This window comes from Fusobacterium sp. (genome assembly GCF_030528405.1).
In the GTDB taxonomy this organism is placed as follows: domain Bacteria; phylum Fusobacteriota; class Fusobacteriia; order Fusobacteriales; family Fusobacteriaceae; genus Fusobacterium.
The window spans coordinates 1-13,824 of record NZ_JAUMYY010000043.1; the positions used below are offsets into that span (position 1 = coordinate 1).

Below are 13,824 nucleotides of genomic sequence, written 5' to 3' on the forward strand. Positions count from 1 at the left end.
GTTTATTTATGAGAAGAATTTAGTTATCTTTCACAAATAATGATTTCTGAGATATTAATTGGAGAGTTTATATAAGTTACAATTACATTGGTTATAATATGAGGTGCTTATAGAATGAAAAAACTCCTGGAGGAGAAGATTTTGCATATTCTATACAAAAAGTTCCAGGAGTTTTAGCATTTGTGCTGTTACTATTTTTTAAAATGTAGTAGATTTTTTACTTTTATAAATTTTAGTTCCTATATAAGAAGTCAAGGGAACGGCTGTTAGAATTCCAATACTTCCACATACAGATCTCAGGATTTCAGTTGCAATATCTTCATAATTTAAAATTCTAATTAAAGGATATTCTGCACTTTGTATGTATACTAAAAGAATTGTTAAAATAGAACTTCCAACATACGCCAGAATAAGAGTATTTATCATTGTTCCAATAATATCATTTCCAATATTCATTGCAGATTTGAAAAGAACAGTTCCTTTTATCTTAGGATTATTTTCATACAACTCATTGATTGAAGAAGATATGGAAACAGCAACATCCATAACAGCTCCTAAGCTTCCTATTATTACTCCAGCAGATACTAATTCTTTCAAGTTAATATTTGATATCAGATTAGCATAACTTAATACTTCGGCATCTGTGTAGCCAGTTAATCTCATAATATTTCCAAAACTATAGGACATAAGACCAGCAATAGCAACTCCAGAAGTAGTTCCTAAAATAGCAACAAGAGTTTTTTTTGAAAAGCCAGTTGTAAAAAAAGTTGTAACAATAGTAGAAAAAATACAAGTAAAAACTGCAAATAATATAGGAGAATGTCCCTTTGCTATTGCAGGTATAAAAATTTTAATAATAAATGTTAAGCTAGCAAGAAGTGCAATGAGAGATTTAGTACCTTTTTTTCTCGCAACAATAAGAGTTGCGCTAATAAAAATAATAAATAGGACTGAAAGAATATTTCTTTTATCTATATCAGATATATCTATTCTTTCAACATAAGTTTCCTTTTCTTCATTTATTTCTAAAATTTCACTATCAAAGCTTTTGTAAAGAACTACCTTATCTCCAATTTTTGTAGTAAAATTATATTGCTTTTCAGTATAAACAGGAAATTCAACTTCAATGTGTTTTCCTTTTTCAGCACCTTCTAAAATTTGAACTTCAAATTTTAAAATTTTATCTATGCCTTCTTTATTATTACCCTTGGTTTCAGATATAAGAGATAGAACTTTTCCTGAAAAATATTCTTCTTTCGCGAAGATTCTCATAGGGGAAATTAATAAAAAAATAAATATAAAAAAGTATGTAAATCTTTTCATTTTCTCTCCATTCATAATTTTTATTTTAGAATAATGTGTTTTATATCTTTCTATATATAAAAAAGAGAGAAATATAAATTTCTCCCCTTGATATCTTTTAGAAATTATTTTCTAATACCTAATTTAGCTATTAGAGCTCTATATCCTTCTAAGTCTTTCTTAGTTAGATAAGTAAGTAATCTTTTTCTTTGTCCAACCATTTTTAGTAATCCTAATCTTGAGTGGAAATCTTTTTTGTGAGTTCTTAAGTGTTCAGTTAAATGATTAATTTTTTCAGTTAAAAGAGCTATTTGTACTTCAGTTGATCCTGTATCAACTTCTGATTTTCCAAACTCTTTTATAATTTCTGCTTTAGTTTTCATAGCTTTTCCTCCTTAATATTTATAATCTAAGCTAAGTAATACATTAGCCACTTGTAAAACTGAGCCTAAATTCCTTGATAATTTTAACAGATAAATGTAAAAATGTCAAATATTAAAATCTCATCTAAATGCTATCATTATTCATTATAGCTTCAAATTCATCTCCCATAATAGTTTCCTTTTCAAGTAAAGTCTGAGTTACAGCTTCCAGTTTAGATCTATTTTCAGTTAAAATTTTTCTAGCTCTTTCATAGCATTCAGTGATTATTCTTCTTATTTCGTCATCCACTTCTTTACCTGTTTGTTCAGAGTAATATTTTCTTTGAAACATATCCCCGTCTTGTGTACCATCTAAAAGTATAGGGCCAAATTTATCAGTCATTCCATATTTTGTAACCATATTAAGGGCTATGCCAGTTGCTCTTTCAATGTCATTGCTTGCACCAGTAGTAATGTTGTCCTTTCCAAATACAATTTCTTCCGCAACTCTACCACCAAAGAAGTCAGTTATTTCATCTAGCATACGTTTTTTAGTATAAAACATTCTTTCTTCGGGAGGTAACGGCATAGTATAACCTCCAGCCATTCCTCTTGGGATAATTGTTATTTTATGAACTTTAGTTTCACCACCAATAATATGATTTACAACTGCATGTCCAGCCTCATGATAAGCGGTTATTTTCTTATCAATTTCAGATACAACCTTAGATCTTTTTTCAGGTCCTAATATAACTTTTTCAGAAGCTTCTTCAACATCTGCCATATTTATTTCAGATCTTCCATGTCTAGCAGCGATAATAGCAGCTTCGTTTAATACATTTGCTAAGTCTGCACCTGAAAATCCAGCAGTTTTTTTAGCAATGATTTCAAAGTCAACATCAGGAGCAAATTTTTTATTTCTGGCATGAACTTCAAGTATAGCTTTTCTGCCTTTTTTATCAGGCATATCAACCATAACTTGTCTGTCAAATCTTCCAGGTCTTTTAAGTGCTCTATCCAATACATCAGGTCTATTTGTAGCAGCTAAAACAATTATAGTTTCTTCAGTACCAAAGCCATCCATTTCAACTAATAATTGGTTTAAAGTTTGTTCTCTTTCGTCATTTCCACCACCTTGACCTGTTCCTCTTTTTCTTCCCACAGCATCAATCTCATCAATAAATACAATGCAAGGAGCATTTTTTCTAGCTTTAGCAAATAAATCTCTAACTCTTGAAGCACCAACTCCAACAAACATTTCCACGAACTCAGAACCCGACATACTAAAAAAAGGTACTTTAGCTTCTCCTGCGACAGCTTTTGCAAGAAGAGTCTTACCAGTTCCTGGATTTCCTAAAAGTAAAACTCCCTTTGGTATTTTTGCCCCAATTTTTTTAAATTTTTCTGGTTCTTTTAAAAATTCAACAACTTCTTCAAGTTCATGTTTGGCTTCCTCTATTCCAGCAACATCAGCGAAGGTAATATTAGAAATATTTTCTCCATTTTCTTTTGCCTTGGATTTCCCCATATTAAAAATTTGAGGTCCTCCTCCACTTTTGTTCATCCTATTTATCATAAAAAATAAAACACCTATTATAAATAAAGTGGGAACCCACGAAATTAATAAACTTAATAAAATAGGAGTTTGCTCTGGTGCAATTGATTTTATAACAGCATTATTTTCAGAGATTAAATTTACTAAGTTGTTGTCATAACCTAATCTATCAGTTATAAGTCTAGCCCTAAAGCCATAAACATTTTCATTTTTATTATTGGAATTAAAAACATCTTTAAAGGAAGAATTAACTCTAGTATTATTTTCCTTAGCCTCATCTGAAATATTTTTAAAACCGTAAACATACCCATCTTTTTCCTGAACTTCTTTAATTTCACCAGATTTTAAAGTTTCAACAAATTTTGAATAGGATATTTCTTTGACTTGTGCCTGTTGTTTGCTCTCAGACATAATAGTAGGTATGTACATAAGCAAAGTTATTATGAATACAAGCATTAAAAGACCTTTAAAACTAAATTTAACTTTAAAAGCTCTGCCTATCACTCTTTTATCTTCTTCATTATCTTCTTTTTTCTTTTCATTTCTATTATTTTTCTTTTTTTCTTCTTCAAGTATTTCAAAATCTTCGTCATCATTTTTAGAAACATTGTCCTCTAAGTCTTCTTTAGATTTTGTACTTTCAGTATCCTCATTTTCTTGATTATTTTTTACTATTTGTTCTTCTCTTAAAAGCTCTTCATCTTTTTCTAGTTTATCGTCTTTTAAATTGTTGTCGTTCAATCCTTTACCTCCTTCACAGAAAATAAAATTTGTTGATTAAGTTCAGAAGTATTTTCTAGATTTCCTACTTTTTTTATTCCAACTACCCAAATAATTTTATCTTCATATGTTAAAATGGGGATTTTTTCCCTTAAATCTCTTGGTATCTTTTCATTAATAAAAATATCTTTTAATTTTTTAGTAATAAAGATTTTAGAATTCTTTAAAACTATTTTATCTCCTTCCTGTCTATATCTTAATTTTAAATTTGCATCCATAGGTAGATTCAAAATAATGTTATTTTCATTTAATACATCAATACCTGGTTCATAAATTTTAGAGCTAATTAAAAATTCATTAAATTTTACATTATCTAAAGGTTTAAAACTTTTTTCTTTTTCTCTATGATGAGTTATTTTAAGTTTATCTTCAAGATAAATATACTCATAGTTTTTAACTAATCTATAATTAGCATCTAAATCAATTTTTTTTGTTCCATTTTTATTTAAAATTTTTTCAATTTCTTGAATTTTACTTCTGGAAACTATAATTTTATTCTCACTTAAAAATTTGCTTAAAATTTTTTTTATATTGAAAGAGGATAAATTTAATAAAACATCTAGCTTTATTTTATTATTTTCATCAATATAGTCTTTAAGTGAAAGTCTGTTTTGAAGATTGTTTTCTCTTATTTCCTCTATTAAAAAATAGACTTTATCTTTAAATTTATTATTGTATCTTTTTTCAATAAAAGGAATTAAATCAAGTCTTATACTATTTCTAGTATAATCACTTTCAAAATTCGTCTCATCTATTTTATATTGAATTTTATTTTTATTCAAGTAATTTAAAATATCATCCTTGTATATCTCAGATATTGGGCGAATAATGTTAAATTTGTTTGCATTTATTCCTTCTAAGCCTTCTAAAGAGCTACCTCTTATTAACTTAAAAAGAAAAGTTTCGATTTGATCGTCCTTATTATGAGCAGTTGCTATCTTGTTTGCAAAAACTTGTTTTGAAACTTCTCTAAAATATTTGTATCTTTCTTCTCTACCTACTTCTTCAAAGCTTTTTTTATTTTCTTGAGCTAGTTTATTTATATCAATTTTTTTATGGAAAATTGGAATGCTATTTCTTTTTGCATAAGAACAAGAAAATAGCTCATCAGAATCAGCATTTGCACCTCGCAGCATATGATTTATATGTGCTAAGTAAAATTTAAAATTTATCATTGTTTGAAGTTTTAATAGCATCTCTACTAAGAAAACTGAATCTGGTCCGCCAGAAAAGCCAACAACAATGACATCATTATCTTCAATGAGCTTTTTTTTATTGTTAAATTCCAAAAAAATTCCAAATAAATCCATAATCATTTTAACCTTTATTTTTGATTAGTTTTCTCTTTTAGCTGTTTATTTTGAAAGTCAAGATGTTCCCTATATGTTCGGCTAAAAAAATGTTCTCCACCACCCTTAGTCACAAAAAATAGATAATCAGTTTTTGCAGGCTTGTATGTTGCCTCTACTGAACTAACAGTAGGATTAGCTATAGGGGCAGGAGGTAGCCCTTTATTTCTATATGTATTATATGGAGAATCAACTTCCAAATCTTTATAAAAAATTCTCTTTTTTTCGTAATTAAAAACAAAGTTCACAGTAGAGTCAGCTGCAAGATACATATTTTTTTCCATTCTATTATAAAACACAGATGCCATAAGTGCTTTTTCATGCTCAACTGCAGCCTCTCTTTCAATTATGGAAGCTAATATAAGTTTTTCATAAAAGTCATCTTTATCTTTATAGTCTTCTTCAGGGAATCTTTTTAAAAATTCTTTTAAAAAAGTTTCTAAAATAAATTTCTCAGAAGACTTCTCTGGAATTAAATAAGTTTCAGGATAGAAATAACCTTCAAAATTTCCATTTGGAGTTGGGTAAGGAAAGGAAATTTCTTTTAAAGCTTTTTCGAAGTTTTCTCTTTCCCCTCTTTTTTCTTCAACCAGTTTATCCAAAACATTTCTAACAGTACTTCCTTCAATAATAGTGAATTTAAACATCTTAGATTTACCACTTTCTAAGATGGAAACAAGTTCTCTTATATTGTAATTTCCATTTATTTCATAATATCCAGCTTTTATATTTTTACCACCATTTCTAAATTTTAAATATAGCTTGAACAAAAAATTATCTGACTTAGGTAGTGTTGCTAAAGAATGTTTCAAGCTTTTTTTAGAGTCAATTTCAAGTATCAAGTTATAACTTTCTTTTTTTTCAAATTGAAAAGCAAAAAATAGAAATGTTACTAGTATAAGTGTAAATAAAAATAAAAAAAATTTTTTCATAATAATTTCCTTTATCTAATTTAGATTAATAAAAAGTTTTTAATAATATATATCTTGAAAAAGTTTATCTTTTCTTAGCCTTCTCTATAAGAGGTTTCCTTCCTTTTCTATCTTTTGAAAAGGCTTCTATAATTAACTCTGCTTCTTTAAAAGGAACTGATACAAAAGAAAAACTTTCATATACTTCTGCATTTTTAATAGAGCTTTGTTTTATTTTAGCTTTTTTTACTATTAGCTCAACAAGTTTCTTAGCTGTCATCTTATCGTTTCTACCCATAGCAATAAAAAGTCTTGTCTTTCCTGTTTCTTCCATTTTAACAGGAGAGATTTCATTGTAATTACTTTCATCTAGGATATCACTATATGCTGATTTTAAAAGTGCAGCAACAATGTTCTCGGATTCTTCCATTTTTAGGAGTTCTCTTGCTAGTTTTTTAAAATTTTCATAGTCATTATCAATTAAAATTTGATTAACATCATCAATTATTCTAAATTTTTTAGCTTGAATTACATCTTTGATGTTAGGCAATTTTTCTTTTCTAATTTCTTTTTTTACAGCCTTTTGAATTTGTAGTAATCTTCTATATTCTTGAGGTGTAATAAAAGTTATGGCCGTTCCTTCTTTTCCAGCTCTTCCAGTTCTTCCTATTCTGTGTACATAGCTCTCTACTTCTTGAGGCACAGCGTAGTTAATAACATGGCTTAAGTCATTTATATCAATTCCTCTAGCAGCCACATCTGTTGCGACTAAAATATTTATTTTTTTAGCTTTAAATCTTTTCAGAGTGACCTCTCTGTAGTTTTGACCTATATCTCCATGTAAGCCTTCAGCATCATAGCCTCTATCATTAAGTCTTCCTACAATTTCATTTACATCAGTTTTTGTACGACAGAAAACAATTCCATAAAATTCTTTAGTTAGATCAATTATTCTACATAGAGCTTCAAATTTATCCTTTTCAGCTACTTCAAAATAGATCTGTTCTGTTAAATTGGTTGTAAGTTCTCTTGCTTTAACTGCTAAAACTTCATAGTCTTTCATATGTAGTTTAGCTATTTTCATTATTTCTTCTGGCATAGTAGCAGAGAAAAATAACATCCTTTTATCTTCATTCGTAAAAGAAAGAATTTTTTCAATATCTTCTATAAACCCCATATTAAGCATTTCATCAGCTTCATCAAGTACAAAATATTTTAAATTTTGTAATTTTAAAAGTTTTCTCTCTATTAAATCAATAATTCTTCCAGGGGTTCCTACAACTATATCAACTCCTGTTTTAATAAGCTTTCTTTGAATATCTATTGATTGTCCACCGTATACTGGAATTACTTTCATTTTTTTACTTGTAGCTAAACTATTCATTTCTTCTGCCACTTGTAGAGCTAATTCTCTTGTAGGTGTTAAAACGATTGCTTGTATTTGTGAAGTAGTTTCATAAGTTTCTATTATAGGTAAAGCAAAGGCAGCAGTTTTCCCTGTTCCAGTTTGTGCCTGACCTATTATATCTTTTTTACTATTTAATAGAGCAGGGATTGTAAGTTTTTGAATAGGTGTTGGAGATTCATAACCTTTTTTTGAAAGTATTTTTAATACTCTTTCACTTAATCCCAATTCCCTAAACTCTTTTAATTTTTCTAATTGTTCCATTATTCACTTCCTTAATTTTTTTAATCATCTAGTTATTATAGCATATAAAATATTATATTCATATAAAAATAAAAAGAAAGGGCATTGTAATTAGCCCTTTTTCAGTAATAAATTTAATTATTCAACCACAGTTCTACCAGTAAGTTTTCCAGTGTTATCAAAATATTCCCAAGTTCCTATAGGCTTGCCCATCTCATATTGACCAGTCATTCTTAAAAGTCCATTTTTATGATAGGTCTTATATGGACCATTTTCCTTGCCTTCAAAATAAATAGCTTCAGATGACTTAGTTCCATCATTTTGATATAAAATATACTTACCATGTAGTTTACCATCCTTCCAATTGATTATAGACTTTATATTTCCATTGTTATAGAAAGTGAGCCATTTTCCATATGCTCTTCCATTTAAAAAATAAAATCTATCTCTTTTTATCACAGCTTTTCCTGTATAAAGTTCTTCATTGTAATAATATGTAGCATCTTTAACTTTTAAATCATTTTTATTAACTTCATTTACAGCGGAAAAAGTATTTAATTTAAATAGTAATAAACAAAATATAAACATAAATTTTCTCAAATTTCATCACCACTTTTCAAAATTATTTAAGCTTATATTATCATATCTTTTTAAAAGAATATAGAAAAAAATTTATTTTTAAAATCATTCTCTTATAAAATAACCTTGAAATTAAAAAATTAAAGTGTTATTATCTACTTAGTTTAATAATTGAGGAGGATTTTTATGAATTTTAAATGTGTAAAAAAGTTTGAAAATATCTATGATAGATATGCAGTTCTTGTTACAGCTGATAAAATAATATTACCTGATTATATTAAAAAGGAAAATAAAAAATTTGTAGAAGAAGTTATTAAGAAAAATGATTTTAAAGCTAAGTCATCTGAAAAAATTGAGATAACTTTTCAACAGGACAAAAAAATTATAAATTTACTTTTAATAGGCTTAGGAGAAATAAAAGAATTAAATCCTAAGAATACAAGACAGTATATCTATGATGGCTTAAAGGAATATACAGGAAAAATTCTTTTAAGCTTTGCAAACAAGAACCTAGATAATATGGATATAGTCGCTGATGTTGTAGAGCACATTAACTATAAATTTGATAAGTATTTGACAAAGAAAAAGGATAAATTTTTAACAGTTGAATATTTGACAGATAAAAAAGTACCAAAATTGATAGAAGGATATGAACTTGCTAAGATTTCTAATATAGTTAAAGATTTAATAAACGAGCATTCAGAAGTTCTAACACCTAAAGCACTTGCGGATAAGACTGTAGATTTAGGAAAAGAATTTGGTTTTGAGGTTGAAATACTTGATGAGAAGAAAGCTGCAAAATTAGGGTTTAAATCTTATTTGTCAGTTGCAAGGGCGGCATTTCATAGACCTTATGTAATAGTTATGAGATATAAAGGGAATAAACAAAGTAAATATGTTAATGGTTTAGTTGGGAAAGGATTGACTTATGATACAGGAGGGCTTTCATTAAAACCTAGTGATTCTATGCTTGGGATGAAGCAAGATATGGGTGGAGCAGCAACAATGATAGGAGCTATGTGTGCACTTGCTAAAATGAAAGTAAAGAAAAATGTAACTTGTGTTGTAGCAGCCTGTGAAAATTCTATAGGACCAAATGCTTATAGACCAGGAGATGTTATAGACACAATGAATGGAAAAACAGTTGAAGTAACAAATACAGATGCAGAGGGAAGACTTACTTTAATTGATGCTTTAACTTATATAATAAGAAAAGAAAAAGTTGATGAAATAGTTGATGCTGCAACATTAACAGGAGCAGTTATGGTAGCTCTGGGTGAAGATGTGACAGGTGTATTTTCAAATAATGATGAAGCAGCTAAAAAACTGATAGCAGCTAGCGAGAATTGGTATGAATATTTTTGGCAAATGCCGATGTATGATATATATAAAAGATATTTAAAATCTGATATAGCAGATATGCAAAATACAGGTTCAAGAATGGGAGGCTCAGTAAATGCAGCTAAATTCCTAGAAGAATTTGTAGAAGGTAAAAAATGGATACATTTGGATATAGCTGGAACAGCTTTTTCAAATGGAGGAAATCCATATTTCAATAGAAAAGGAGCAACAGGTCAGGTATTTAGAACAGTGTACTCTTATATTAAGGGTTAAATAGAGAAAAAATTAAGTTAGAGAGGAGACATATTTAAGTCTTCTCTTTTTAATATACAAAGAAATATAAATTTAATGTATTTTTTATTAGATTAAATAATGAAATTAAAAAAATTTGATTAAACACGAACTTTAAAATTTTTTAAAAATAATTGACAATAAATATAAAATTTAGTAATATTTAATTAATTGAACTAATGAGGGGGAGATTTATTGTGTTTAAGAAAATATTGTTTTGTTTTTTGGGCATTTTGACTTATAGTTATGCAAACAACTTAATAGACACAGAAAAAAGAAGAGATGAACAAAGTAATTTTGAAAATTTGATAAAAAATAAGCATTTTGACGTACAAAAAAATAAGGAAATAGCTCAAACAGAAGAACTGATTGTTGATGTTAATAGTATTACTTTGGAAGGTAACAGTATTTTTGAAAAATTTCAAATAAATTCATTATTTAAAAAATTTATAGGAAAGAATATAAATATTTATTCTTTAATTAATAATTTGGAAAATAAATATATTGAAAAGGGATATATTACGACTAGAGTTGGACTTAATATGGAAAAGTCTGATTTAGAAAAAGGTAAGATATCTCTTTTTGTTTTAGAGGGCAAGATAGATAAAATTTTTTATGATGGAAAGGAAAATAAATTTAAAACCTTTATAACTTTTCCAGAAAGAGAAAATAAAATATTAAATATAAGAGATCTTGATCAAGGTATAGATAACTTAGCTGATAGCTCAACTATGGATATAAAAGCTAGCACAGAAGAAAGCTACAGTAATATTTTTATAAATAGAAAAAACAAAGTTTTAAATTTGGCTATCAACTATAATGATTTAGGACAGAAGGAAACGGGAAGGCATAGATTAAAGTACTCATTAAATTTACATAATTTAATAGGTTTAAATGAAAGCATAGATTTCTCATATCAAATGAAGATGCAAAGACAATATAAAGATAGCGATGCAAATAATTTTAGTTTAAATGTGATAGTACCTTTTAAAAATTGGAATTTTAATTATTCTTATGATGAGTCTGAGACATTTAGAACAATTTATTCATTAAGAACTAAGTATAAGTCAAGTAGCGAAACCAAAAATGAAAGTTTTGGAATAAGAAAATTAATATATAGAAATGAGAATAATAAAATAGATTTTGGAGTCAAAGTAACCTTAAAAGATAGTAAAAATTATATAGATGATATAAAACTTACAACTGGATCAAGAAAATTGTCAGTTTTAACTTTAGATACAGCATATACAGGAAGAATGGGGGGAGGACTTTTAAGTTCCAGTTTATCTACTAGCTTTGGTCTTAAAAAATTTGGAGCAAATATAGATGATAATGAATGGTATAGAGAAAAATATAGTCCAAAAGCTCAATTTAGAAAATATAATTTAAATATATCTTGGTACAGACCAGTAAATAAATTTTACTATAAAATTAATCTAGGAGGACAGTATTCAAAAAATATTCTATATTCTCAAGAGAAATTAGGTATAGGTGATGATACAACAGTTAGAGGCTTTAAAGATGAAAGCTTACAGGGAGACAAGGGTTTTTATATAAGAAATGAAATAGGTTACAAGGGTTTACAATTTTTAGAACCTTATATAGCTTATGACTATGGAAGAACTTTTAATAATAAAATAAAATATGAAAAACCTGCAACAATTCAAGGAGTTTCAATAGGCTTAAAAGTATATTTTAAAAGTTTTGAAGGAAGTATAAGCTTATCAAAGCCTGTTGATAGACCATCATATTTTGAAAAAAATAAAGCTATTTTGTATACCAGTTTGACATATAGATTTTAAACTAAGGAGGAAATTTTATGAAAAAGCTAATAGGAATAATTCTTTTCTGTATTTTTAATGTGTCATATTCTAATATAGTAGTTGATAGAGAAAAAAGTAAAAATCTACATATAGACAAAACCGCAAATAATATTCATCTTATCAATATAGAAAATCCCAATTCAAAGGGAATATCGCATAATATATTTAAGGAATACAATGTTGGGAAAGATGGAATAATTTTAAATAACTCAACTAGAGATTTAGAAATGACGAAGCTTGCAGGACTTATTAATGAAAATCCTAACTTAAATAGAGCAGCTTCAACAATACTTACAGAAGTAAGTGGAGTAAATAGATCGAAGATAGAAGGTTTTACAGAAATAGCAGGACAAAAGGCAGACTATATTTTAGCAAACCCTAATGGAATCTATATAAATGGAGCAGGCTTTATCAACACTGGGAATGTAACTTTAAGTACTGGAAGAGGGGATGACTTACAAAATCCAGAAAAAGGTCAGATAGAAATAGCAGGGAAAGGTTTGGATTTAAGAAATATAAATAAGTCTGAATTAATAGCAAGAACAGCAAAGTTAACAGCACCAGTGTATGGCGGAGAAGAAGTAAATATAAAGCTTGGAAGTAAGAGTAAAGAAAATAAAGCTGAGATAGCGCTAGATGCGAGAAATCTAGGCTCTATTTATGCTGGAAGAATAAGGATAATTTCAACAGAAGACGGAGTAGGAGTAAAGAGCGCGGCTAATATATATGCAACTAAGGGCGATATAATCATAGATACAAAGGGAAGAGTATATTTAAAAGATACTCAGGCTAAAAATAATGTGGATATAAAGGCTAAAGAAACAGAGATAGAAGAAAAACTTATTGCTGAGAATAATTTTAAGGTAGAAGGAAATTTAAAAAATGAAGGGGATATTTTAGTAAATAACAATATAGAAGTTAAGGGAAGTGTAGAAAATAATAAAAAAATATCATCTAACAATTCTATTGATATAGCTGGGAATCTATTAAATAATAAAGATTTAGAAACTAAAAAGTTAAAGGGCGAAAGTATAGATAATGTGGGTAAAATTTTAGCTTTGGATAATATTGATGCCAATGATATTAATAATAAAGGGAATATTAATACTAAGAAAATAGAAAATATTGGTTTAGTAAATTCTGGAAATATAGTTGTAAGTGAAGCAATAAATTCAGATAAGTTAATAAATTTATCAAGTGGAGAGTTAAAGCTAGAAAAATCTAATATAAAAGAGATAGAAAACAGTGGAAAACTTGTTTCAAGAAGTATTGAAAATAATAAAATAAAAAATAGTGGAACTGTAATTAGTGAAGACATAAATACAAAGAATATTGAGAATGAAAAATCTATTACAGTAACAAAAAAACTTAATGCAATTAATATAGATAATGCTAAGCTTGGAAATATTTATTCTGCTTCTATGATAGCTACAAATATAGAAAATAAAGGTGAGTTGGAAGCATTAAATTTAAAGGCTGATAAACTTGTAAATTTAGCTAAGACTTTAGCGGAAGATATAGCAGTGAAAGAAATAAAAAATACAGATTCACTTAGTGTCATAAAAAATCTTACATCTGATAAGCTTGAAAACACTGGAAAAGTAAATACTATTATGGCTAGTATAAAAGAGGTAGATAATAAAAAAGATATAACTGCCAAAAATATTAAAGCTACATCAATTAAAAATTCAGGAAAATTGTTAACGGAGAGTTTGGATTCAAATAATATAGAAAATGAAGGAAATATATTTTCTGTTGATATAGAAAGTCAAAATATAACAAATAAAAAGAATATAGAAGTAGTAAAAGATATAAATACAGAAAGCATAACTAATCAAAGCCTTGCTAAATTAAAGGCAAAAAATATAAAAGCAAATATTATA

General features: G+C 27.5%; 10 protein-coding genes. 3 read left to right on the top strand and 7 right to left on the bottom strand.

Features of this window, described 5'->3' with window-relative positions; genetic code table 11:
- Window positions 1-198 precede the first annotated feature (198 nt).
- The 7 genes from Q4A58_RS06965 to Q4A58_RS06995 form a co-directional block, all read right to left on the bottom strand.
- Window positions 199-1,323, bottom strand: coding sequence for a YibE/F family protein (locus Q4A58_RS06965; RefSeq protein ID WP_303117807.1), 1,125 nt, complete (start codon window positions 1,321-1,323; stop codon window positions 199-201).
- Window positions 1,324-1,427: 104 nt separating this feature from the next.
- Window positions 1,428-1,685 (bottom strand): 30S ribosomal protein S15, encoded by a 258-nt coding sequence (rpsO, locus tag Q4A58_RS06970; protein WP_303117808.1) that lies wholly within the window; start codon window positions 1,683-1,685, stop codon window positions 1,428-1,430.
- A 124-nt stretch (window positions 1,686-1,809) separates the two neighbouring features.
- Window positions 1,810-3,960 carry an ATP-dependent zinc metalloprotease FtsH gene (gene ftsH / locus Q4A58_RS06975; RefSeq protein WP_303117810.1) on the bottom strand — a complete coding sequence of 717 codons (2,151 nt, stop codon included), beginning with the start codon at window positions 3,958-3,960 and terminating at the stop codon, window positions 1,810-1,812.
- Complete coding sequence (gene tilS, locus Q4A58_RS06980; RefSeq protein ID WP_368501198.1) at window positions 3,957-5,315, bottom strand: tRNA lysidine(34) synthetase TilS; 1,359 nt, start codon at window positions 5,313-5,315, stop codon at window positions 3,957-3,959. The genes ftsH and tilS overlap by 4 nt, the downstream gene beginning before the upstream one ends.
- Before the next feature lie 8 nt (window positions 5,316-5,323).
- A complete protein-coding gene (gene mltG, locus Q4A58_RS06985; RefSeq protein WP_303117812.1) occupies window positions 5,324-6,280 on the bottom strand; it encodes an endolytic transglycosylase MltG in 957 nt (318 codons plus the stop codon).
- A gap of 64 nt (window positions 6,281-6,344) precedes the next feature.
- The gene (locus Q4A58_RS06990) at window positions 6,345-7,928 is read right to left on the bottom strand and encodes a DEAD/DEAH box helicase (protein ID WP_303117813.1); all 1,584 of its coding nucleotides are present in this window, start codon (window positions 7,926-7,928) and stop codon (window positions 6,345-6,347) included.
- A gap of 117 nt (window positions 7,929-8,045) precedes the next feature.
- Window positions 8,046-8,495: a toxin-antitoxin system YwqK family antitoxin gene (locus tag Q4A58_RS06995; protein ID WP_303117814.1), complete on the bottom strand. Its 450-nt coding sequence runs from the start codon at window positions 8,493-8,495 to the stop codon at window positions 8,046-8,048.
- 177 nt (window positions 8,496-8,672) lie between these two features.
- Between Q4A58_RS06995 and Q4A58_RS07000 the strand changes: the two genes are divergently transcribed.
- From Q4A58_RS07000 to Q4A58_RS07010, 3 genes are all read left to right on the top strand, one after another.
- The gene (locus Q4A58_RS07000) at window positions 8,673-10,100 is read left to right on the top strand and encodes a leucyl aminopeptidase (protein ID WP_303117816.1); all 1,428 of its coding nucleotides are present in this window, start codon (window positions 8,673-8,675) and stop codon (window positions 10,098-10,100) included.
- Window positions 10,101-10,315: 215 nt separating this feature from the next.
- Window positions 10,316-11,920: a ShlB/FhaC/HecB family hemolysin secretion/activation protein gene (locus Q4A58_RS07005; RefSeq protein WP_303117817.1), complete on the top strand. Its 1,605-nt coding sequence runs from the start codon at window positions 10,316-10,318 to the stop codon at window positions 11,918-11,920.
- Window positions 11,921-11,937: 17 nt separating this feature from the next.
- Window positions 11,938-13,824 (top strand): filamentous hemagglutinin N-terminal domain-containing protein (locus Q4A58_RS07010; protein ID WP_303117819.1); only part of this gene is annotated, 1,887 nt, incomplete at its 3' end.

Excerpts from the sequence above, each read along its gene's own strand:
- Q4A58_RS06965 (WP_303117807.1), bottom strand. The coding sequence starts at position 1,323 with ATGAAAAGATTTACATACTTTTTTATATTTATTTTTTTATTAATTTCC.
- rpsO (WP_303117808.1), bottom strand. The coding sequence starts at position 1,685 with ATGAAAACTAAAGCAGAAATTATAAAAGAGTTTGGAAAATCAGAAGTT.
- tilS (WP_368501198.1), bottom strand. The coding sequence starts at position 5,315 with ATGATTATGGATTTATTTGGAATTTTTTTGGAATTTAACAATAAAAAA.
- mltG (WP_303117812.1), bottom strand. The coding sequence starts at position 6,280 with ATGAAAAAATTTTTTTTATTTTTATTTACACTTATACTAGTAACATTT.
- Q4A58_RS06990 (WP_303117813.1), bottom strand. The coding sequence starts at position 7,928 with ATGGAACAATTAGAAAAATTAAAAGAGTTTAGGGAATTGGGATTAAGT.
- Q4A58_RS06995 (WP_303117814.1), bottom strand. The coding sequence starts at position 8,495 with ATGTTTATATTTTGTTTATTACTATTTAAATTAAATACTTTTTCCGCT.
- Q4A58_RS07000 (WP_303117816.1), top strand. The coding sequence starts at position 8,673 with ATGAATTTTAAATGTGTAAAAAAGTTTGAAAATATCTATGATAGATAT.